The organism is Bradyrhizobium sp. NDS-1 (assembly GCF_032918005.1).
Lineage (GTDB): Bacteria > Pseudomonadota > Alphaproteobacteria > Rhizobiales > Xanthobacteraceae > Bradyrhizobium > Bradyrhizobium tunisiense.
On sequence record NZ_CP136628.1, the window covers coordinates 5213529 to 5235568 of the forward strand.

21 protein-coding genes are annotated in these 22040 nt (G+C 66.0%); 5 read left to right on the plus strand and 16 right to left on the minus strand.

All coding sequences use genetic code 11. From position 1 onward, the window contains the following. Nucleotides 1–25: 25 nt before the first annotated feature. The 10 genes from RX330_RS24485 to RX330_RS24530 form a co-directional block, all read right to left on the minus strand. Nucleotides 26–376: a Rieske (2Fe-2S) protein gene (locus tag RX330_RS24485; protein ID WP_317240139.1), complete on the minus strand. Its 351-nt coding sequence runs from the start codon at nucleotides 374–376 to the stop codon at nucleotides 26–28. Continuing rightward, on the minus strand, nucleotides 369–1073 hold the full coding sequence (locus tag RX330_RS24490) for an ABC transporter ATP-binding protein (RefSeq protein WP_317240140.1): 705 nt from the start codon (nucleotides 1071–1073) through the stop codon (nucleotides 369–371). The genes RX330_RS24485 and RX330_RS24490 overlap by 8 nt, the downstream gene beginning before the upstream one ends. Continuing rightward, the gene (locus RX330_RS24495) at nucleotides 1066–1848 is read right to left on the minus strand and encodes an ABC transporter ATP-binding protein (protein ID WP_317243963.1); all 783 of its coding nucleotides are present in this window, start codon (nucleotides 1846–1848) and stop codon (nucleotides 1066–1068) included. The genes RX330_RS24490 and RX330_RS24495 overlap by 8 nt, the downstream gene beginning before the upstream one ends. Further along, on the minus strand, nucleotides 1848–2894 hold the full coding sequence (locus RX330_RS24500) for a branched-chain amino acid ABC transporter permease (RefSeq protein WP_317240141.1): 1047 nt from the start codon (nucleotides 2892–2894) through the stop codon (nucleotides 1848–1850). Before RX330_RS24500 ends, RX330_RS24495 begins: the two co-directional genes overlap by 1 nt. Continuing rightward, nucleotides 2891–3763 carry a branched-chain amino acid ABC transporter permease gene (locus RX330_RS24505; protein WP_317240142.1) on the minus strand — a complete coding sequence of 291 codons (873 nt, stop codon included), beginning with the start codon at nucleotides 3761–3763 and terminating at the stop codon, nucleotides 2891–2893. Before RX330_RS24505 ends, RX330_RS24500 begins: the two co-directional genes overlap by 4 nt. Nucleotides 3764–3833: 70 nt before the next feature. Further along, the gene (locus tag RX330_RS24510) at nucleotides 3834–4988 is read right to left on the minus strand and encodes an ABC transporter substrate-binding protein (protein ID WP_317240143.1); all 1155 of its coding nucleotides are present in this window, start codon (nucleotides 4986–4988) and stop codon (nucleotides 3834–3836) included. 80 nt (nucleotides 4989–5068) lie between these two features. After that, nucleotides 5069–6262, minus strand: a complete 1194-nt coding sequence (locus RX330_RS24515; protein WP_317240144.1) for a xanthine dehydrogenase family Fe-S subunit — start codon at nucleotides 6260–6262, stop codon at nucleotides 5069–5071. Beyond that, nucleotides 6259–7095, minus strand: a complete 837-nt coding sequence (locus RX330_RS24520) for an FAD binding domain-containing protein (RefSeq protein WP_317240145.1) — start codon at nucleotides 7093–7095, stop codon at nucleotides 6259–6261. The genes RX330_RS24515 and RX330_RS24520 overlap by 4 nt, the downstream gene beginning before the upstream one ends. Continuing rightward, entirely contained in the window at nucleotides 7092–9485 is a 2394-nt protein-coding gene (locus RX330_RS24525; RefSeq protein WP_317240146.1) for a xanthine dehydrogenase family protein molybdopterin-binding subunit, read from the minus strand. Before RX330_RS24525 ends, RX330_RS24520 begins: the two co-directional genes overlap by 4 nt. An 8-nt stretch (nucleotides 9486–9493) precedes the next feature. Then, entirely contained in the window at nucleotides 9494–10771 is a 1278-nt protein-coding gene (locus RX330_RS24530) for an amidohydrolase/deacetylase family metallohydrolase (RefSeq protein WP_317240147.1), read from the minus strand. Between the two features lie 161 nt (nucleotides 10772–10932). Between RX330_RS24530 and RX330_RS24535 the strand changes: the two genes are divergently transcribed. Both RX330_RS24535 and RX330_RS24540 read left to right on the plus strand, forming a co-directional pair. Continuing rightward, a complete protein-coding gene (locus RX330_RS24535; protein WP_317240148.1) occupies nucleotides 10933–11427 on the plus strand; it encodes a MarR family winged helix-turn-helix transcriptional regulator in 495 nt (164 codons plus the stop codon). A 120-nt stretch (nucleotides 11428–11547) separates the two neighbouring features. Beyond that, nucleotides 11548–12966, plus strand: coding sequence for a cytosine permease (locus RX330_RS24540; RefSeq protein ID WP_317240149.1), 1419 nt, complete (start codon nucleotides 11548–11550; stop codon nucleotides 12964–12966). A 45-nt stretch (nucleotides 12967–13011) separates the two neighbouring features. On the opposite strand, the gene hydA is transcribed toward RX330_RS24540, so the two are convergent. The 5 genes from hydA to RX330_RS24565 are packed head-to-tail and all read right to left on the minus strand — an operon-like array spanning nucleotide 13012 to nucleotide 17789. Next, on the minus strand, nucleotides 13012–14421 hold the full coding sequence (gene hydA / locus RX330_RS24545) for a dihydropyrimidinase (RefSeq protein ID WP_317243964.1): 1410 nt from the start codon (nucleotides 14419–14421) through the stop codon (nucleotides 13012–13014). An 11-nt stretch (nucleotides 14422–14432) separates the two neighbouring features. After that, complete coding sequence (locus RX330_RS24550; protein ID WP_317240151.1) at nucleotides 14433–15164, minus strand: aspartate/glutamate racemase family protein; 732 nt, start codon at nucleotides 15162–15164, stop codon at nucleotides 14433–14435. Between the two features lie 9 nt (nucleotides 15165–15173). Continuing rightward, nucleotides 15174–15950 carry an ABC transporter ATP-binding protein gene (locus tag RX330_RS24555; protein WP_317240152.1) on the minus strand — a complete coding sequence of 259 codons (777 nt, stop codon included), beginning with the start codon at nucleotides 15948–15950 and terminating at the stop codon, nucleotides 15174–15176. After that, on the minus strand, nucleotides 15950–16801 hold the full coding sequence (locus RX330_RS24560) for an ABC transporter permease (RefSeq protein WP_317240153.1): 852 nt from the start codon (nucleotides 16799–16801) through the stop codon (nucleotides 15950–15952). The genes RX330_RS24555 and RX330_RS24560 overlap by 1 nt, the downstream gene beginning before the upstream one ends. Then, the gene (locus RX330_RS24565; protein ID WP_317240154.1) at nucleotides 16785–17789 is read right to left on the minus strand and encodes an ABC transporter substrate-binding protein; all 1005 of its coding nucleotides are present in this window, start codon (nucleotides 17787–17789) and stop codon (nucleotides 16785–16787) included. The genes RX330_RS24560 and RX330_RS24565 overlap by 17 nt, the downstream gene beginning before the upstream one ends. A 198-nt stretch (nucleotides 17790–17987) precedes the next feature. Here RX330_RS24565 and RX330_RS24570 point away from each other — a divergent pair, with 198 nt between their 5' ends. Both RX330_RS24570 and RX330_RS24575 read left to right on the plus strand, forming a co-directional pair. After that, the gene (locus RX330_RS24570; RefSeq protein ID WP_317240155.1) at nucleotides 17988–18695 is read left to right on the plus strand and encodes a GntR family transcriptional regulator; all 708 of its coding nucleotides are present in this window, start codon (nucleotides 17988–17990) and stop codon (nucleotides 18693–18695) included. A gap of 2 nt (nucleotides 18696–18697) precedes the next feature. Then, nucleotides 18698–19447 (plus strand): aspartate/glutamate racemase family protein, encoded by a 750-nt coding sequence (locus RX330_RS24575; protein WP_212092971.1) that lies wholly within the window; start codon nucleotides 18698–18700, stop codon nucleotides 19445–19447. On the opposite strand, the gene RX330_RS24580 is transcribed toward RX330_RS24575, so the two are convergent. Further along, nucleotides 19444–20835, minus strand: coding sequence for an amidase (locus RX330_RS24580; protein WP_317240156.1), 1392 nt, complete (start codon nucleotides 20833–20835; stop codon nucleotides 19444–19446). The genes RX330_RS24575 and RX330_RS24580 overlap by 4 nt on opposite strands. 88 nt (nucleotides 20836–20923) lie before the next feature. Between RX330_RS24580 and RX330_RS24585 the strand changes: the two genes are divergently transcribed. Beyond that, nucleotides 20924–22018: an ABC transporter ATP-binding protein gene (locus RX330_RS24585; RefSeq protein ID WP_317240157.1), complete on the plus strand. Its 1095-nt coding sequence runs from the start codon at nucleotides 20924–20926 to the stop codon at nucleotides 22016–22018. The last annotated feature ends 22 nt before the right edge of the window (nucleotides 22019–22040 follow it).

Sequence of the window (22040 nt, forward strand, 5' to 3'; positions counted from 1 at the left end):
CGGGCAAAACAGGGGCATGATGGCATCATCGCCCCGGTTGTCGTCGCCCCGCCTCAATCCAGACTTGCTCTCCTCTGATCCGCACCGGATAGAGCCGCAACGGCGGGCTCGGCCATCCCGAGGTGATCGTCCCATCGCGTAAATCGAATGAGGCCGCATGGCGCGGGCATAACAGCCGCCCCGCCGTCACCTGCCCTAAACCGAGGTCCGCCTGTTCATGCGGACAGGCGCGCTCGCATGCAACGACATCGCCCTCGTTCCAGATCACCAGCAGGTCGTGCCCGGCGACGCGGACGATGCTCTCCGCCTCCAGCCGGCCGAGATCGCAGACGGCAATCCAACCGGACTCGTCCGGACGAACAGCCGCATCATCCACCGAGATAGGCCTTCCGCACATGCTCGTTCTCGATCAGCTCGGCGCCGGCTCCGGACAGCACGATGCGGCCGTTCTCGAGCAGATAGGCATGATCGCACATCTCGAGCGCAGCGAACGCGTTCTGCTCGACCAGCAGCACCGTGGTGCCGGCATCGCGAATGGCGCGAATGATCGCAAAGGTGCGCTCGACGATATTGGGTGCAAGCCCGAGCGAGGGCTCGTCGAACAGGATCAATCGCGGCCGCGACATCAGCGCCCGCCCGATCGCGAGCATCTGCTGCTCGCCGCCGGACAACGTGCCGGCCGCCTGCCGGCGCCGCTCGGCGAGCCGCGGAAATTCCGTGTAGATGCGATCGCGATCGACCGCGATCTCGCCCGAACCACGACGGAGGTAGGCCCCCATGTCGAGATTTTCCTCGACGCTCATGTGTGGGAACACCCGCCGCCCCTCCGGACAATGCGCAATCCCGCTCGCCAGCACGCGCGGAGGCCTCGCCCCCGTGATGTCGATGCCCTCGAACCGCATCTGTCCCGCGCGCGGCGGCACGAGGCCGGAGATCGCGCGCAGCGTCGTGCTCTTGCCGGCGCCATTGGCGCCAATCAGGGCGACGAGCTGACCGGCCTTCACGTCCAGCGAAATCCCGCGTAATGCGGTGACGCCGCCATAGCCGCACACCATGTCGCGGATCTCAAGCACGCGCCGCTCCATGTCCGAGATAAGCCTCGATCACCGCCGCATTATTGCGGATCTCCTCCGGTGTCCCCTCCGCGATGATGCGGCCGTAGTTCAGCACCACGATGCGATCGGAGACCGTCATCACCATCGGCATGTCGTGCTCGACCAGCAGGATCGTGATGCCGCGGTCGCGGATGCTACGGATCAGCTCGATAAAGCGGTGCGTCTCCGAGGCATTCATGCCCGAGACCGGCTCGTCGAGCAGCAGCATCGACGGCTCGGCCGCGAGAGCCAGCGCGACGCCGACTAGGCGCTGCTCGCCATAGGAGAGCGAGCCGGCCGCATCATGAGCGCGGCGTTCGAGACCGACCCACTCGATCAACTCGCCGGCGCGCTGCCGCAGCTTGCGCTCCGAGGCGCGCGCGCCGGGCAGCCCCAGGATGGCGTCGAGCAGGCGGACCCTGCCCTGGCGATGCAGCCCGATCAGGAGATTGTCGTACACGGTGTCGTTGGGAAAAACGCTGGTGCGCTGGAAGGTGCGGATCAGGCCGAGATCGGCGATCTCGTGCGGCTTCAACCCGGCAAGCGTGATTCCCTGATAGGTGACGCGGCCCGCGCTCGGCGTCAGGAAGCCGGTCATGACGTTGAAGGCGGTGGTCTTTCCAGCACCGTTCGGCCCGATCAGACTGACGATCTCGCCCTCGCCGACGGTGAAGCTCATGTCGGAGATCGCAACCAGCCCGCCGAAGCGGACCGCGACCTGCTCGACCGTCATGGCAATGCCGCGCGCCGTCATCATGCCGGCTCCTTGGCGCCGGTTTCGGGAAGCGTCGCCGGCGCCAGCGCCGGCGGGGGGCTCCCTCTCCGGTTAAATCGCTGTGCCAGCGAGGGCACAATGCCGCGCGGCAATACGAACAGGATGGCCATCAACACGCCGCCATAGGCGATCCATTGCGCTTCCGGCGCCATGACCGGCCGCAAAGCGACCGGCAGCAGCCCGAAGATCAGGCCGCCAACAACGGGCCCGGCCAGCGACCCCTTGCCGCCGGTGATGACCATGATGACCATGGTGACGGTGTTGATGAAGGCAAAGACTTCAGGATCGATGATCCGGATGTAGTGCGCATAGAGGCTGCCGGCCGCACCCGCGATCGCCGCCGAGATCACCGCGGCAATCGTGAGCGTCCTGGTGACGTCGATACCGACGGAGACGGCGAGCGTCTCGTTCTCCATCAGCCCGCGCATGGCGCGGCCGAAATGGGAATGAACGAGGCGCGCGACCAGAAGATAGGCGATGAGCGCCACCACCAGCACGAGGTAGTAGTTCTGCATCTTGGTGCGCAGCGTCAGCTCGCCGAAACCGGGTAACGGCAGCGCGACGGATGGAATGTTGGTCAGCGCCAGCGGGCCCTGCGTCAGCTCGACCCAGTTCAGCGCGACCAGCCGGACCACCTCGGCAAAAGAGATCGTGACGATGACGAAATAGGCGCCGCGGACGCGGAACGAGAGCAGGCCGACGAAATAGCCGCATAATCCCGCGATCAGGGTCGCGAGCACGAAACCCGCAATCGGCGGCCATGGCGTATGGACCAGACGCAGGTCGCCGGGCAGGCCGATATCGAAGCCGAGCGATGTCAGCGCACTGACATAGGCGCCGATGCCGAAGAAGGCGATATGACCGAGGCTGAGCTGGCCGGTGAAGCCGAGCAGCAGGTTGAGGCTCATCGCGCCGATGATAAAGATACCGGTCGTGATCAACGCATTCAGGAGATAGGGGTCGCGCAGCCAGAGTGGCACCGAGGCAAGCGCTGCGACCGAAAGAAGGGTGATGATTGCCTTCATCCCACGCGCTCCGCGCGCGCGAACAGGCCGGTCGGCCGGAAGATCAGGACCGCGATGATGATCAGAAAGCCCATGGCGTCGCGATAGCCCGACGAAACGTATCCGGCACCGAGCTCCTCGGCCAATGCAAGGATGAAGCCGCCGATCACCGCGCCCGTGATGTTGCCGAGGCCACCCAGGATGACGATGGCAAAGGCCTTGACGGCAGCGAGATCACCCATTTGCGGGAAGATCACATAGACCGGCCCGAGCAGAGCTCCCGCGGCGGCGGCAAGGCTCGAGCCGACCGCGAACGTCGATGTGTAGATCATATCGACGTTGACGCCCATCAGCGAGGCCGTGTCGTGATCCTGGAACGTCGCTCGCATCGCTCGGCCGAGGCTGGTCTTGTTGATGAGGAGGTAGGTCACCACGATCAACAGCGCTGCGGCGGCGAGAACGAACAGGCGCAACCAGGACACCGACACCGGCCCGAGCACCAGGGGCGCCTCGGGGAATGGCGTGGCCACCGACTTGGCGACGCCGCCCCAGATCCACAGCGTGCCCGACTGCATCGCGATCCAGGCGCCGATCATGACCAGCATCGTGGTGTCGATGTCGGAGCCGCGCAGCGGGCGCAGCAGGGTGAGTTCGATCGCTGCGCCGAGCAGCCATCCGGCCAGCACGGCCACCGGCAATGCGAGGAAGAAGTTCAGGCCGAGCTGCTGCACCACGATGAACATGACGTAGGCCCCGAACGTGTACAGCACGCCGTGCGTGAAGTTCACGACGTTCATGATGCCGAAGATCAGCGTCAAACCGATGCCGAGCAGCGCATAGGTGCCGCCAAGCACGAGCATGTTGACGAGATGCTGGAGAAATTCGTTCAAGGCCGTTCCCGAATGATCTGGATGCCGGCGAGGGCCGCGATACGCCGCCCTCGCCCCGGAAGAAGCGAAGCTAGAGCGTCTTCATCTCGATCTTGCCGTCGTTGATCTCGATGAGATAGACGTTCGGCTGGCTTTGCCCGCTCTCCTTGCCTTCGGGCCCGGACTTGCGGAACACGATATCGCCGTTGAGCCCCTTCACCTTGATGTCCCAGAACGCTGCCTTGATCGCCGCCGGCTCGGCCTTGCCCGCCTTCTCGATTGCAGCGGCCACGGTGCGGATGCCGTCATAGCCGCGAAAGCTCTCGGTGCAGCCGGCGAAGTCGAAACCGCGCTTCTTCCATTCGGAGACGAAATAATTGGTCGCTTCCGGGTTCGGCGTCTTGTCGGGGAACCACGGCAGGAACGTGGTCAGATGCATGGTCCCGTTGGCGGCAGCTCCCGCCTGGGCGATGATCTGGTCCGGATTCTGCGAGCCGCCCGTCGTGATGATGCGCTTCTTCAAGCCTAGCGCCGCGGCCTGCTTGAAGATCAGGGTGAGCTGATCGACCGCGGTGGTGACGATGACCGTTTCGGAGTCCGAGCTCTTGATCTTGGAGAGCTGCGCGCTCATGTCCTGCGCGCCCTGATCCATGGTTTCGACAAGGCCGACGGCGATCCCCTTCTCCTTCACCATCTTGCTGAAATCTTCGGCCGTGCCGCGGCCCCAGTCGTTGTTGATCACAAGGAAATCGACCTTCTTCAGCGCGAGCTTGTCGACGATGCCCTTGAAGGCCGCGGCCTCGACCGCAGAGGGCGGCGAGATGCGGAAGATGAAGGGATTGCCCGTTGTCGTGATCTTGCCCGAGGACGAGGTCTCGACCACCATCGGTGTCTCGTATTCCATCAGCTTCGGCATCACCGCAAGCGTGAGGCTCGAGCCCCAGGCGCCCATCAGCACCGGCACCTTGTCGCTGGTGATGAGCTTTTCGGCGACGGCAGCGGCTTCCGTCGGGTTGCTCTTGTTGTCCTCGATCACGAGTTCGATCTTCTTGCCGAGCACGCCGCCCTTGGCGTTGATCTCGTCGGCGGCGATCCTGGCACCGTTGACGACATAGGTGCCGGAGGCGGCGAACGCGCCGGTGAGCGGCTCGTTGACGCCGATCTTGATGGTCTGCGCCTGTGCGGTGCCGCCGAACAACGCCGTCGCCAGCGCGATTGTCCCAACCAATCCGAATGCTCGTGTCATGTTGTCTCTCCAAATCCCACGCTGTTGATGCCTTGCAGTCCAAACTTCGTCGCTCTGCCGGTGTTCGACGCACCGATCCGTCATCCCGGCTCGGCTTTGCGACCGAACAGGCGCGCGATGCGGGCGCGCAGGACGTCGGAGACGATCGACCAGCCGCTCAGTTCGGCCGGGGTCGCCATCCCGGAGGGCACGCCCGACATGTGGCGGTCGAGATTGTTGGCGAACTCCGCAACCAGGCGCCGGGCGAGATCCCTCACCAGGCCGGGACGGCCGACCTGCGCCAGTAGTCCGGTGAGCGTGTAGCCGATCGACAATTCGACGCGGGTCGCCGCGCCGCCGTCGAGCGGCAGCAGCCGATAACGGATCTCGCCTTGCGTCGCCGAATGGCTGCGCTGGTCGCTGCCGATGCCGACGATTCTCCCCGTGAGCGTCGCCGGGTCGCGCTCGACGCGCGCAGCTCCCTCGAAGGCCGCCGCGATCGGCCCGAGCCTGACGCGGATGGCACCTTCGGCACGCTCCGGCGTGGGTCGTGCCGTCAACGTCACGCCGGGAAGGCAGGCTGCGATGCCTTCGATCTCATCGAACATCGCGAACACTCTTTCCGGCGCGTGCGACAGCGTGAAGTGTTGATCAAGAACAGTCGCCGGGGTGAAGTCGGGAATGATGCCCCGAGCGGCATTATCCGATGTCGGTGCCAACGCCTGGCGGGTCGGCTGCCGCGACGGCTCGGTTCGGCTGGGCGCGGCGCGCCCGGAACCGGCGGGACCGAGGATGGTCCGGCCCCCATCGGCCTGCGGCGCAATGTTGCGCGCGCGCCGGGCTTCGATCACGGACTGCACCGCCCGCACGATGCCGACATAGCCGGTGCAGCGGCAGAGGTTGCCGCTGAGGCCGACGCGAATCCGTCGTTCGTCGGCATCCGGCAAGCGCAGTACCAGGTCGCGCGCGGAGACCAGCATTCCCGGCGTGCAATAGCCGCATTGCAGCGCATGCTCGCGGCTAAAGGCGGCGCGCAGCTCGGTCGTAACCTCGTCCTCGTCAAGTCCTTCGATCGTGGTGATATCGGCGCCTTCGCAGGCCACCGCATAGGTGATGCAGGATCGCGCCGGCACGCCGTCGAGCAGCACGGTGCAGGCGCCGCAGACGCCGTGCTCGCAGCCGAGATGCGTGCCGGTCAGGTCGAGCTTGTCGCGCACGAAATCGGCGAGGCTGGTACGCGGCTCGGCCGGCAGCTCCACCGCGCGCCGATTGACATTGAGCGCGATCGTGGTCATGCCGCGGCCTCCTGCACGGCGCGCTTCAACACGCTGAGATGGATGTGGCGCTGCGCGGCGTCGTCGATACCGGCCTTGACGAGAAGAGCGTCGGCAACGCGGATGTCGAAACGCTGCTTGTAGTCCGCGGCAATGCGCCCGCCGAACAGCTCGGCCGCGTCGGTCACGACGATCGGCGCCGCGTCGATCGCCCCGATCACGATGCGGGCGGAGGCGGCGGCCGGATCGACCAGCGCCGCGCCGATGGCATGGGCGAACTCGCCGGTCTTGCGGCAGCTCTTGGCATAACCCCAATGCGCGGAGGCCGCCCGCGCCGGCACATGGATCGCTTCGACGATCTCGCCGGTGTGGAGAGCCGATTCCAACGCACCGACGACGAACGCTTCGATGGCCATCGCGCGCGCCCCGGCAAGGCTGCGCAGCCCTACCCGCGCGCCCAGGGCAGCCAGTGCCGAAATCCAGTCGGCGGCGGGATCGGCGTGGCTCAGCGAGCCGCCGACCGTGCCGCGATTGCGCACCGCGCGATAGGCGATGTTCGCAGCAACACCGCGCATGGCGCCGCGTGTCACGTCGGACGTGCGACCGTCCTCGATATCGGCATGCGTCACCAGGGCCCCGAGCACGAGCTCCCCACCGGAGAGCTCGGCCCGCTTGAGTTCGGCAAGGCCGGAGATGTCGACCACCAGCTCCGGCTGCACCAGCCGCAGATTGAGCATCGGGCCGAGCGACTGACCGCCGGCGATGATTTTTGCCGCCCCGCCGCTTGCGGCGAGCATCGACAGCGCCGTGTCGAGATCTCGCGGACGTTCGTAGGCGAAGGGCGCCGGTTTCATGCCGCGCTCCGTTCTGCAGCGCGCGCCGCCAGCACGGCCGCAACGACGCGATGCGGCGTGATCGGCGACTGCATCAGCTCGACGCCGAGCGGGCGCAGTGCATCGTTGACGGCATTGGCAATCGCGGCCGGCGGCGCGATCGCCCCGCCTTCGCCGATGCCCTTGACGCCGAACTGCGTATAGGGCGACGGCGTCTCCATGTGATCGAGGCGGGCTGCAGGAACCTCGGTCGCGCCGGGAAGCAGATAGTCGGCGAGCGTCGTCGCCAGCGGCTGGCCGGAGGCGTCGAACGGCATTTCCTCGTACAGCGCGGTGCCGATGCCCTGAGCGAGACCGCCATAGATCTGGCCGTCGACGACGAGCGGGTTGACCAGCACGCCGCCATCCTCGACGATCACATAGTCGAGGATCTCGACTTCGCCGACGTCAGGGTCGACGGCGACGACGGCCGCATGCGCGGCATAGCTGAAGGTCCCGCTGTCCCGCACGGGCTTGTAGCCTTGCGTCACCTCCAGCCCGCCGGGATCGACATCAACAGGAAGATCCTGCGGGCGGCGATACCAGGTGTGGGCGATCGCCCTCAGGCTGACGCTGCCATTGACGCCGCGCACCTCGCCGTTCTGCAACACCACCGAGGCCGGATCGTGCTGCAACAGCTTTGCGCCGATGCGCCTGGCTCGTTCGCCGAGCTCCCGGCAGGCCGTCGCCACCGCGCCGCCGGCCATCACCATCGAGCGCGAGCCCCAGGTGCCCGTCGAATAGGGCGTCATCGCGGTATCGCCGAGAATGATGCGGATTCTTGCAACGTCGATGCCAAGCATCTCATGCGCGACCTGGGCAAGCGTCGTCTCCATGCCCTGCCCGTGCGAATGCACGCCGACGCGCAATTCGAGGCCGCCGTCCGGCGTCAAGCGTGCGGAAGCCTGTTCATGGCCGGGCACCATCGGGATGCCCCAGCCGGAATAGACCGAAGTGCCGTGCGCGGCCTGCTCGCAATAGATGGAGACGCCGACGCCGATCCGGCGGCCGTCGGCCTCACCCTGCGCCTGCTTCGCGCGAATGGATTCGACGTCGATCGCGGCCAGCGCACGCCGCATCGCCTGCGGATAATCGCCGCTGTCGAAATGCTTTTTCGTGATGTTGTCGAACGGCATCTGCTCCGGCTGGACCAGGTTGCGCAGCCGCACCTCGCCGGGCTCCAAGCCGGCCTCCGCCGCCACGAGGTCGAGCATCAACTCCAGGGCAAAACAGACGCCGGTGCGCGCCACACCGCGATACGGCAGGATCGGGCATTTGTTGGTGGCGATCGAGAAGGTGCGGCAGCGATAAGCCGGCATCTTGTACGGACCGGGCAGGATGCTTGCGACCTGCGCAGCTTCCAGACACGCCGAAAACGGATAGGACGAATAGGCGCCGGAATCCACGGTCGCCTCGCAATCGATGCCGCGCAACGTCCCGTCGCGATCGGCGTAGAGCGTGATCCTGTAATGATGCTCGCGGCAGTTGGAGCTGGCGACGAGGTGTTCGCGGCGGTCCTCGGTCCAGCGCACCGGATGGCCGCGTTGCATCGTCAGCCAGGACAGGCAGACCTCTTCGGGCAGCAGAATGCCCTTGTGGCCAAAGCCGCCGCCGACATCGGGCGAGATGACGCGGATCTGCCCTTCCTCCAGGCCGAGACATTCGGCAAGGCCGCTGCGCGTGATGTGCGGCATCTGCGCCGCCGAATGCAGCGTGAGCTGGTCGAGCCGCGGGTCGAAGGTCGCAACGACGCCGCGGCCTTCCAGCGGCGACATGCATTGTCGCGCGGTCGAGATCTCGCGCGTCACCTTGATCGGCGCATCGAGCGCGGCGGAGATGTCGACCTCGTAATTGGTCTCCAGAAAGACGTTGTCGCCCCAATGCTCGTGCACCAGGGCCGAGCCCGGCTCGCGCGCCTTCAGCATGTCGTAGACGGCGGGCAGCTCTTCCAGATCGAGGATCACCGATGCGGCGATATCCTCGGCCTCGGCGCGCGTCGGAGCGACACACATCGCAACGAGCTCGCCGACCTGGCGCACCTTTCCGGTCGCGAGCACCGGCTGCTCGGAGATCTTGAAACCCGGCAATCCCGAGACGGCGCGGATCGGCTTGATGCCGACGAGGTCGGCGGCCGTAAAGACGCTGCCGCGATAGCGTTCGGGCACACGAATGCCCCGGATTCGCGCATGCGCCAGCGGGCTGCGCACGAAGGCGACGTCCTGAAGACCTGCGAGGCGGATGTCGGCGACGAACTGGCCGCGGCCGCGCATCAGGCGGTCGTCTTCCTTGCGCGGCAGCCGCGCCCCCACGCCCTGCCCGAACTTGCCAGAGGGGAATTCTCGCTCGTTGCGCACGCCGGCTTTCTCCTTCACCGCGAGACTTACGCCGCGACGGCCTGTGGCAGGATCGGCGCAACCGCGTCAAAGCGGCTACCGGCGCGCAGGCAGAACGCCGGCTGAAGCAGACGTTCGGCGATCACCTCGTTCTTCTCGTTGTCCTTGAGGACGAAGCGGCCGTTCCTCTCGTTGAGCACGGACACGTCGGCGTCCATGCCGACCTTGAGCGCGCCGATCTCCCCGCTGCGGCCGAGCATCCTGGCGGGATTGGAGGTGACCATCGGCACCACCTGCTCCAGCGACAGGCCGAGCGCCATCATCGAGCTCATCGCCTGGACCAGGCTGAACTTGGCCTGGCCCGCGAAGGGATGGTTCTCCTCGTCCTCGTGCTCGTCGGGCGTCCCGGCCGGAGCCGGCACATGGGTGTTGTAGCCATGGATGTCGGCGCCGAGCGTCGTCGGAACGATTCCGGCGGCGATTGCCTTCTTCGCAAGCCGATACGAGAAATGGCTGCCATGGCCGACATCGACTTTCAGGCCGCGGTCGAGCGCGGCCCGGATCACCGGATGCACCTCGCCTTCGCGGTTGACGAAACCGCCGGGATGGCGCGTGAAGGGATGGGCGAGGATGTCGCCCTCGCGCAGCAGCGGGATCACGCGGGTGAGGATGGTGTCGGCATCCTCGCCATTGGCGCCGCTCTCGGGCAGGCCCCAGAGCTGGCCGAAATGCACGTAGACCGGCAGGTCCGCCCGCTTGCCGATCTCCGCCGCCATCTCGATGACGCGAATGCCCCAGCGCGCGAAGCCGCCGATCTCGGCGTGAGCCTTGATACCACGCACGATGTCGAGATTGGCCGTCGCCGCTTTCACGGTCGCATCGATGTCGACGCCATCGGGGCTATAAAGCTGCGGATAGAAATGCCCCTCGAGGCCGCCGACGAGATAGGCGGAAAGGAACGCATAGACGCGCGAGATCGACGGCTCCGCGATGAAGTGACGAAAGCCGGGCAACGTCATGCAGGACGGGCCGCCCTGGTCGACCAGCGTCGTCACGCCCGACTGCACACCGACCATGTCGGGGTTCATGCCGAAGCGGCCGGAGACATATTGATAGACATGCGCGTGGGTGTCGATCAGTCCGGGCAACACGAGCTTGCCGCTGACGTCGACGACCTCCTTCGCGCTGGTCGGCAGGATGTCGGATGTGACCGCCGCGATCTTGCCGTTGCGGATGGCGACGTCCCTGATGCCGTCCACGCCCGAGGCCGGACAGATCACGCGGCCGCCTCGCAGCAGAAGGTCAAAGCTGGCAGTGACGGACATGCGGCTCTCCTCTATTCGGCACGAGCGGTCGACTCCGACGCTCGAATTGCGAAGCATGCTTCGTATTTTGACAAAAGCAAGCATCGTGCCATGATCAGGCGGTGGCGGGCGCACTCGAATCGAGCTAAGCGCGACGGAGTTTTGGTTTGGGAGAGCGTGCATTGCGGCAAGCGCAGAAGCGTCGCGGCGGGAGCAAGCACCGCCCTTGGCCATTGTCGCAACGTCCCGGCTATCTGATCCGGCGACTGCATCAGATTCACGTCGCGCTGTTTCAGGACGCCTGCGGTGCGTTCGAGGTCACGCCGCTGCAATACAGCCTGCTATCGGCGCTGGCGGTGCGCGAAACCGCCGATCAGACCACTTTGGCGGCCGATATTGCCCTCGATCGCACCACGACGACCGGCGCCTTGAAGCGGCTCGCCGCGCGACACCTGGTCGAGCGTGCGGTCAACAAGGACGACCGGCGGGCGCGATTGTGCCGATTGACACCGGCCGGCGCCGCCCTGCTGGTCAAAATCGAAGGTGCGGCACGACGGGCGCATCGTGCCACGCTCGGTGATCTGAGCGAACGGGAACAGGCGCTCTTCATCGAAATGATGCAGCGCATCGTGGCCGGCAACCCGAGTCGCGACAGTTCCGCTGCCCTATTCGATTGAGCGGCACTTGCTGCACGCTTGAGATCGATTGCTCAATTTATCATCGTACCGCTGCCCGGTCGTGCAATGGCACGATTTATGCTGCGACAATGCGAAGCGTGCTTCCTATTGGGGGATGTCATGACGGATTCCGAACTTCGCGCCGATCTTCATAGCATCGAGCCAATCCCGGATGCGGACCGGGACTCGACGGGGCCGCAGCAGATGTGGATCTGGGCCGGCGCCAACATCGCGCCGGTCAACTGGGCGCTCGGCGCGCTCGGCATCATCCTGAAACTCGGCCTGATGGAAACCATCGCTGTCATCGTGCTCGGCAACGTCGTCGGCTGCGCGATCTTCGCAACGTTCACGGTGATGGGGCACAAGACCGGCGTCAACCAGATGGTGCTGAGCCGATCGGCGTTCGGAGTCCGCGGCGCCCGGCTGCCGAGCATCCTGATGTTCCTGATGACGCTGGGCTGGATCGGCGTCAACACCTACTTCCCGGTCAAGGTCTCGATGGGCATCCTCGGCCAGTTCGGTGTTCCCGACACCTGGCTGGTCGAGATGATCGTCATCACACTGGTGATGATGGTGCAGGTGCTGATCGGGATCTACGGCTTCTATGCGATCCGCACCTTCGAGAAGTACACGGTGCCGCCGACCATCGCCATCATGGTGCTGATGAGCGTGCTGGCATGGACGCGTCCCGGCGTCGTCAATTGGAGCCTGACCACCTCGCTGCCGCCCGGCGCGCATCTGGCGATGCTGACGATGCTGATGACTGCAATCGGCGTCGGCTGGGGGATTTCCTGGGTCACCTGGGCCTCCGACTATTCGCGCTTCGTGCCGCGCTCGACGCCGTCGAAAGCCGTGTTCTGGTACAGCTATGTCGGCATGTTCGTGCCGACGGTCTGGCTCGGCATTCTCGGCGCGACCATCGCCTCGACGACGCTGGACACCGATCCCGCGAAGATGGTCAGCGCGGTGTTCGGCGGTCCCGTCAGCATCCTCGTTCTCCTGATGGTGCTGCATGGCCCGATCGCCACCAACATCCTCAACGTCTACTCGGCGACGCTGGCGGCGCTGAGTGCGGGGCTGAAACTCTCGCGCTTCTGGCTCACCATCATCGTCGGCGTCGCCGGCTATCTGGGCACCCTCTACTTCATCTTCGCGCCGTCGTTCGCGAAGGCGTTCGACCATTGGATGATCAGCCTCTTGTTGTGGATGAGCCCGTGGGCCGGCGTGGTGCTCGCCGACTTCTTCATCAAGCGCAAGGGCAGGATCGACGTCGCCGAGCTCTACCGCTCGCCGCAGACCAGCGCCTATGGCGACATCAACTGGGCCGGCATGATCGCGTTCTTCGCCGGCCTCGTCGCCGGATGGCTGGTGCAGGACGGTCTCGTCAGCGCGCTGCAGGGGCCGATCTCGATCAACCTGCTCGGCGGCGCCGACCTGAGCTGGCTGTTCGGGATCGGGGTCTCGGGCCTCGTCTATCTTGCGCTGGGCAAGCTCGTCACATCGCCCTCCTCGGTCGTTGCGAGCAGCACAGGCAGGTAGCGACGGCAGCAGCGGCATCGCCGCCCGGCCGGGTCGCGCGCAGGATCAGATCAGGCTGGACTTGCCGCGGCTGAGAACTTCGCCGGCGCCCTTTGCCCCCACAATCCGCCCCTGGTCACACACGACCCGGCCGCGGGCGATGGTCGTCACGGGCCATCCCGTGATCTCGAGTCCCTCCCAGGGCGTATAGTCCGCGCCGTGGTGCAGGTCGGCCTGCCGGATCGGCTTCTTCAGCTTCGGATCCCACAGCACGATGTCGGCATCGAAGCCGATTCCTATCGAGCCCTTGCGCGGATAGAGGCCATAGATCCGCGCATGGTTGGTCGCGGTCAGCTCGACGAACTTCTGCAAGCTGATCCGTCCCTTCGACACCCCCTCGGAGAACAGGATCGGCAGCCGCGTCTCGACCCCGGGGATGCCGTTCGGCACCCAGCGGAACGAGGTGCGCGCATTCGGCGTCAGCTTGCCCTTGGGATCGTCGTAGCGGAACGGACAGTGGTCGGACGAGAAGGTCTGGAACACGCCTGATGTGATGCCTTCCCAGATCGCCTGCTGGCTCTCGGCATCCCGCGGCGGCGGCGAGCAGACATACTTCGCGCCTGAAATGTCCATGTTCAGGCCCTTCATGTCGTCGGCCGTGAGCGTGATGTATTGCGGACAGGTCTCCGCATGCACCGGCAACCCGCGCTGCTGGGCCCAGCGCACCTGCTCCATCGCCTCGCGTCCGGAGACGTGGACGATCATGATGGGAACGCCGATCACCTCGGCATGGCTGATGGCACGATGCGTCGCCTCGCGCTCGACCGCCTGGGGCCGCGACACGCCGTGATAATAGGGCGCGATATGGCCTTCACGCTCCAGCCTGGTGGTGAGGAAGCGGATGGCGTCGTAGCCTTCGCAATGGACCATCACCAGCGCCTCCTCGCGGCGCGCGACATCGAACACCTCGAGCAGCTGCTTGTCGCTGAGCACGAGGTCGTCATAGGTCATGAACACCTTGAACGAGGTGTAGCCGTCCTTGACCAGCGCCGGCAGCTCCTGCCCGAGCACGACCGCGGTCGGATCGGAGATGATGAGATGGAACGCCGTGTCGATGTAGCACTCGCCCTCGGCGAGCGTGCGGTAGTTCTCGACACAGGTTCGCAGCGAGGTTCCTTTCTCCTGCAGCGCGAAGGGCAGCACCATGGTGTTGCCGCCGGCCGCCGCCGCGCGCGTCGCCGAGGCAAAATCGTCAGCCATCACCACGTCGGGACCCGACGGCTGGGAGATGTGCACATGGCTGTCGATGCCGCCCGGCAGCGCCAGCAGGCCGGTCGCGTCGATCTCGCGCGCCGCGCCCTCGATGCTGTCGGCGATGCCGACGATGCGGCCGTCACGAATGCCGATATCGGCGCGAAACTGGTCGCTGGCCGTCACGATGGTGCCGCCGCGAATGGCGAGATCGAGCTGCGTCACAGAAGTCTCCGTCACTTGATGACCGCCGATGTCTGGAATATCCGGCCCCACTTCGCAAGGGCCGCGATGTCGCCGCCGGCAAGGCCGAGGGTCCGCCACAGCGTGACCGCGACCGAGTCGAGCACGGCGATATCCAGCTCCCGTTCCAGCGAGGCCGCAAGCGCAGCACCGTCGAGATTGGTGCAGAGGATCACCACGGCGTCGGCGCCCTCCGCCGCCACGGCGCGAACCATGTCCGCGATCGTGGCAGGCGTGACCTCGCCGAAGGAGAAATTGTCGCGCAGGCCAAGATGCCGCTCGGCATGCGGGGTGATTCCCTCCTCCGCCCAGACATCGGCGATGCGCCGCTGCACGTCATCCGTATAGGGTGAGACGAGGCCGACACGTCCGGCGCCGAGCGCGCGCGCGGCCTCGATGCAGGCGAGCGTCGACGTCGTCGTCGGCGCGCCCGTGCGTGCCGTGATCGCCTCGCAAAAGCTCCTGTCGCGGCCGATCCCGAGCCAGCTCGCGGAGGTGCCATTCCAGGCGATGGCGTCGACCCTGGCATCGGCCAGCAGGTCCGCCGCCGGCAACATCACCGAGGCGTCAAATTGGCTCAGAGCCGCAGCATCGAGCGCAATCTCCGTGACGCGAAACCGCGAGAAATGCGCGGTGACATCAGCCACGTCGTGCAGCATGGCATTGGTGACGGGCTCCAGCACCGAGTTGGAGGACGGCGTGATCATGCCGAGGCGCTTGCGCATGTCTCTACCTTACGACGCCTGCGCAAGGCGCGTCGACTCCTCCCGGATCAGGGACAGGATGCGGCGCTTTGCGTCGTTGAATTCTGGACTCGTGATGTCGCGCGGGCGCGGCAGGTCGAAATTGACGGCCTCGCGGATCCGGCCCGGCCGCTTGGTCATCACCACGATCTTGTTGCCGAGCACCAGGGCCTCGTCGACGCTATGGGTGACGAACACGATGGTGCAGCGGCGCTTCTGCCAGATCGCGACAAGCTCCTCCTGCATTTCGAGCTTGGTCTGGGCGTCCAGCGCCGCGAACGGTTCGTCCATCAGGATGACGCTCGGGTTCATCAGCAGCGCGCGGGCGATGCCGACCCGCTGGTTCATGCCTCCGGACATCTCGGAAGGATGGTGATGCTCGAAACCGCGCAGGCCGACGAGATCGATGAATTCCATGGCCCGTTCGTGGCGCTCGGCCTTGGCGACGCCCTTGAGCTTGAGGTGGAAGGCAATGTTGTCGATCGCCGTCAGCCACGGCATCAGGGTCGGCTGCTGGAACACCACGCCGCGATCCGAGCCGGGCCGTTCCACCTGCTCTCCATCGACCAGTGTGCGGCCGGAGGTCGCCTGCTCGAAGCCCGCGATGATGTTCAGGAGTGTCGACTTGCCGCAGCCGGACGGGCCCAGCAGGCAGACGAAATCATTGGCCTCGATGTCGAGATCGATGTTGTCGAGCGTGAGCAGGTCACGGCCGCGCCGCTTGTCGGAAAACACCTTGACGATGTTGCGAAGCTCGATTGCCGCCATCAGCCCGCCCTGCCTTGCACGGTGGTCGTCTGCTGCCAGCGCAGCGTGCGCGCCATGATCGCCTTGAGGCCGAGATCGGAGAGATAACCGAGCAGCCCGATCGATATCATCGCCGCGAGCACGATGTCGTAGCGCAGGAAGTAATAGGAATCCCACAGCACGTAACCGAGTCCGCTTTTCACCGCGACCATCTCGGCCGTGACCGTCAGCATCCAGGCCGATCCGACCGCGATGCGCAGACCTGCGAAGATCGAGGGCAGCGCCGCCGGCAGCACGATGTCGGTCAGCATCTGCCGTCCGTTGGCGCCCATCATCGCCCCGGCGCGCACCAGATTGTGGTCCACGGTCTTGACGCCGTGGATGCTGTTCATCAGCACGGGAAAGAAGGCGCCGAGGAAAACGAGGAAGATCGCCGGTTTGTCGGCGATGCCGAACCAGATGATGGCGAGCGGGATCCAGGACACCGGCGGGATCGGACGCAGCATCTGCAGGGTCGGCTCCAGCGTCTTCTCGAACAGGCGCGACCAGCCGATCGCGACACCGGCGAGAATGCCGAGCAGGCTTGCCAGTGCGAAGCCACCGAAGACGCGCAGGGCGCTGGCCACCGCGTCGCGCAGCCAATGGCCGGAATAGGTCTGCGTGGTCTCGTCGAAGCCGAACACCCAGTCGCCGAGCGCATGCAGCACCGCGCTCGGCGCCGGCAGCAGCGCGGGCGGAAGCATGCCGCTGCGCGCGAAGGCTTCCCAGCCCGCGATCAGCAACCCAGGCACGACGAGGCGCTCGAGCCCCTGGAACGCCCGTGTCAGCCGAAGCCCACCCCTTGCCGGCGAGGCGTCAGTAACCGAGGTCATTCTTGACCTTTGCGGTGGCCTTTTCCAGGAACGAATAGTCCATGTTCTTCTCGGCTTCCGCGGAGACGTCCTTCGAGATGTACTTGAGATCGCGCATCATCGCGGCAATCGCGAGCGTCTGCGAACGATGGATGGCGGGATCGGGCGATGCATTTTTCAACGCCTCCGTCGCCACCGTCTTGTCGAGGCCCGTCAGCTTGTTGATGACCTCGATCCACGGTCCCTTGTCGGCGATCAGCTTGTTGTCGAGTTCGACCACGGCGCTGACGACGGCCTGCACGCCGGCGCGCTGGCTCGCGATCACGTCGGAACGGGTCACGATCAAATTGGTCAGATTTCCCGCGGCCTGGTCGTAAGGAAGCACGAAGTGCTTGCCGGCCCCCGCAAGCCTGATCTGCGAGGCGAAGGGCTCGACCGAGCAGATCATGTCGACCTCACCGCGCTGCAAGGCCGGCAGATGGTCCGACGGATTGGGAATGTTGATGAACTGGATGTCCTTGTTGGGGTCGATGCCCTGCTTGAGGAACGCGCCGCGCATGTGGATGTCCTGCGCGTTGCCGCGCGAGGCCGCGACCTTCAGCGGCTGACCGTCGCTCTTCGCCTTGAGAGCGGTTGCCTTGAACGCGGCCCAGTCTTCGGGCGGCAGGTTCAGCTTCGCGGAGGAGAGGCATTCCGAGCCGCCGTTGATCTGGCCGGACACGGCGACGACGTCAAAGCCTTTGTCGAGTGCGGTGATGTAATGGAGGTAGGTGACCTGCGCGACGTCGATGCTCTTTGAGACCAGGGCGGTCAGCACGTCGTTGCCGGAGTTGAAGCCGGTGGCCTCGACCTCGACATTCCTGGCCAGCCCCGGGATCAGCGACATCGGCAGGCAATGCGCGCATTTGGCAAAGCCGAGCTTGATCTTCGCGGTCTGCGCGATGGCGAGGTCGCCTCCGCCGAACATCGCCGCCATCACCACGAGGCCCAGTCGCAAACCCGTCCGCATCGCTTACTCCGTTTCGAAGGCGCGAGATCCGCGCGTCGCGCAAGATCATCGGTCGGGCTTCGCGGCAGCGCAACAGGGTTTTTGCATGCTGCATACAATTTACGCGTTGTGCCATTGTTTTCAGCTACATGTGTCGGTATTTTCGGCAAGCCAAGGAGCCGGAAACGGCTAGGATGAACTCGAAGCAACGAGGCGCGCGTGCAGCAGAAGTTGGACACCCCGAAGGGTCGAAAGTCGCCCAAACTCAAGCGGATGGGTCTGCACGAGCGCGCTGCCGCGCGGATGCGGACGATGATCATCCGGGGCGAGCTGCCGCCGGGATCGCAGACGCAGGAGACCAGGCTGTCGAAAGAGCTCGGCGTGTCGCGCACGCCGCTGCGCGAGGCGATGAAGGTGCTTGCCGCCGAAGGGTTGATCGAGCTCCGCCCGAACCGCAGCCCGCGCATCGCCGACATCGCAATTGAGAGCATCTCGGAATTGTTCGAGGCCCTCGCCGGCATCGAGCGGTTGGCCGCCGAGCTTGCCGCCGTCCGCGCGACCGATCGCGACCTCGCCCGCCTGCGCACGCTCCAGACCCGCATGGAGGGTCATCATCGCAACGGCAAACTCGACGAGTACTTCGCCATCAACGGTGAGATCCACAACACCATCGTCCGCATGGCGCGCAACACGCCGCTGCGCGAAGCGCACGAGACGCTGATCTCCCGGGCCGAACGCGCGCGCTATCTCGCGTTGGGTGCCGACAAGCGCTGGAGCAATTCGGTCGACGAACACGCCGGCATCCTCGCCGCCCTCGAAGCGCGCGACAGCGAAGCCGCAGGGCGCCTGCTCGGAGCCCATGTCCGCCAGACCGGCACCGCGCTGCTCGAGACGCTCGCTCCCAAACCCAAGCTGACGGCAGCGTGACCATGAAGCTGCTGCTGCTCAATCCCAACACCAGCGCGGGGGTCACCCAGTTGATGACCGATGTCGGGCAGCGGGCCGCCGCGCCCGGCACCGAGGTCGTCCCCTGCACCGCGACGCGCGGCGTGCCCTATATCGCGACGCGGACCGAGGCGCAGATCGGCGGCGCGATCGCGCTGGAAATGCTGGCCGAGCAGCACAGGAAGGTCGATGCCGCGATCATCGCCGCCTTCGGCGACCCCGGCCTGTTCGCCGCACGCGAGACGTTCGACATTCCCGTGATCGGCCTCGCGGAAGCCGCGATGCTGACGGCCTGCATGGCCGGGCGGCGCTTCGCCATCGTCACTTTCGCGCAGGCGCTGGGGCCCTGGTACGAGGAATGCGTCCGCGACCACGGGCTGCGCGAGCGCTGTGCCGGCATCCGCATGCTCGACACGCCGTTCCAGGCGATCTCCGAGGTCGGCACGGAGAAGGAGGACCTTCTGGTCGAACTCGCACAGCGCGCCGTCGTCGAGGATGAGGCCGATGTGCTGATCTTCGCCGGTGCGCCGCTCTCGGGACTTGCCGAACGCGTCGCCGACCGAATCCCCGTCCCCATCGTCGACCAGGTCGTCGCCGCCGTGAAGCAGGCCGAGGCGTTGGTGGCCTTGCGCCTGCGCAAGGCTACGGCGGGCACATACCGCCGGCCCGCTGCCAAGCCCACCATCGGACTCGCCGGCGCGCTCGCCGCCCGGCTCGAGCATCGCGACAGCTAGGGGAGCTTTGGCCGGCGATGCGAAAATCCCAATTCGTTTTCGATGGTACGGCCGAAGGCAAACAGGCGGGACTCGCCCCCCGGTGGCGCGATGATCTGGATGCCGAAGGGCAGCTCGCTCTCCCCTCGCGGCACCGGCAGGGTCAGGACCGGGAAACCGACCAGCGACACGATGAAGGTGACGGCGAGATAATCGATCGGTGTCTCCAGCGCCGCGCCATCGATCGCGGTGACATCGCTGACCTCGTTCGGCCACGGGAAGACCGAAGCCGCGGGCGCGACCAGGAAATCGGCACGCGCGAACAACTCGCGAAAGCTGCGGTAGATCGCAGTCCGCCGCCGCTCGGCGTTGAGGTAATCCTCCGCCGAGAGCTTGGCGCCCGCCTCGATATTCCAGATCACGGTGGGCGTGAGCTCGCCGCGGCGCGTTCTCAGCAGCTCACCATAGCTGTTGGCGATGTGGGCGGCACGAAGGGTTCGGAAGGCTTCGATCGCCCCGCCGCAATCGGGCGAGGACGAGACGATCTCGCCAGCACGCGCGAGCGCTTGGCAAGCATCGGCAAAACGAGCGCGGACGTCGCGCGAAACCGGCGCAACACCGAAATCAGGCGTGACTGCGATCCGGGAACGTCCAGCCAGGGGACGATGGTCCGCGGCGACGCCAGTCGAGAGCGGATCCTGCGCATCGCCACCAGCGCAGACCGACAGCGCCAGTTCGAGATCATCGACATCGCGGGCGAGGAAGCCGTGGCTGGCCAGCATGTCCCAGCCGAGCGGACGGCGCGGCGACGGGATTCGGCCGGGTGTCGGACGGATCGAGGCGACGTCGCAGAAGCTTGCAGGCGTGCGCACCGAGCCGCCAAAATCGGTGCCATGCGCCAGTGGTACCATACCGGCTGCGACGGCGACGGCGGAGCCGCCGGACGATCCGCCGGAGGTCAGCACACGATGGAACGGGTTGCGCGTCGGCCCGCACAATTTATTGGTGCAGACCGCGCCGAAGCCGAATTCCGGCGTGTTGGTCTTGCCGAGAATAATCGCGCCGGCGCGCCGCAGCCGCGCGACCACGAGATCGTCCTCGGCCGGCACGTGATCGCGAAACAGGACCGAGCCGTAGGTGGTCGCAAGCCCCGCGGTGTCGGTGAGGTCCTTGATCGCAATGGGCACGCCATGCAGCGGGCCGGTCGGCGCAGCCGCCGCGTCGCAGATGTCCGCCGCACGGCGGGCCCCTTCCGCATCAACAGTCACGAACGCCGCCAATTGCGCGTCCTTGCGTGCAATCCGCGCCAGATGCGCCTCGACGGCGTCACGCGAGGACAGCTCGCCCTTCGCAATGGCGCGCGCAAGGGCTGTGGCGGTGAGGTCGCAAATCGATCGAACCGAGGTCATCGGACTACAATGCCAAAACGCGCCGCAAAAAGCGACTGCGCCGGGCACGAGACTTGCTTTCTCCTCTGGGGCAACGGGAGGCAGCATCATGGCTGAAGCGCAAGGCGGACGTTCTCTCGTCGTGGACGCGGTCACCCACCGTTATCCGAGCGGCGCGCTCGCGGTCGAGAACATCAATCTCGACATCAAGGGCGGCGAGATCATCGCCCTGCTCGGCCCGTCCGGCTGCGGCAAGACCACGCTGCTGCGCATCATTGCCGGCTTCATCGCGCAGACGCAGGGACGCATCATCATCGGCGACGACATCGTCGATACGCTGCCACCGAACCGCCGCGCGGTGGGCATCGTGTTCCAGAACTACGCGCTGTTCCCGCATCTGTCGGTTATCGAGAATGTCGCTTACGGGCCCGCCGCGCGCGGCGTCGACAAGGCGACGCGCCAGCGCGAGGCGCAGCGCCTGCTCGAGCTCGTGCAATTGCCTGCGATGGCCGAACGGCTGCCGCGGCAGCTCTCCGGCGGCCAGCAGCAGCGCGTGGCGCTCGCCCGCGCGCTCGCGATCAAGCCGTCGATCCTGCTGCTCGACGAACCGTTTGCCGCGCTCGACAAGAATCTGCGGCTCGACATGCAGATCGAGATCAAGCGGCTGCAGCGCGTCTCGGGCATCACCACCCTGATCGTGACGCACGACCAGGAAGAAGCACTGTCGATGGCCGATCGCGTCGCCGTGCTCAGCCACGGCACGCTCGAGCAGTTCGGCACGCCATCCGACGTCTACGACCGTCCACAGACCCTGTTCGTCAATACCTTCGTCGGCTCCACCAACCGCATGCCCGGTGTCGTCGTGTCGGCGGATCGTACCGCCGCCAAGGTACGCCTCGACGCCGGCGCGGAGATCATCGCGCGGCCAGCGGCCGGCTCTCTCACCGAAGGCGGCCGCGTCACCGTCTGCATCCGCCCCGAACATCTGCAATTCGTCGGCGACGAGGCCGGCTTTGCCGGCGTCGTCGGCATGTCGCTGCCGCTCGGCGCCACCGTCGTCCACGAGGTCACCACCGCCGACGGCTCCGGCGTAAAAGTCTCCCAGGCGCGGATCGGCGAGACGCGTGCGCTGGAGAGTGGCGCTGCGGTCCGTCTCGCACCGCTCGCCCCGTCGCTCGCAAATGCCTTTCCTGCAACACTTTGAATCCAGTCTTTGTATAGAAGGA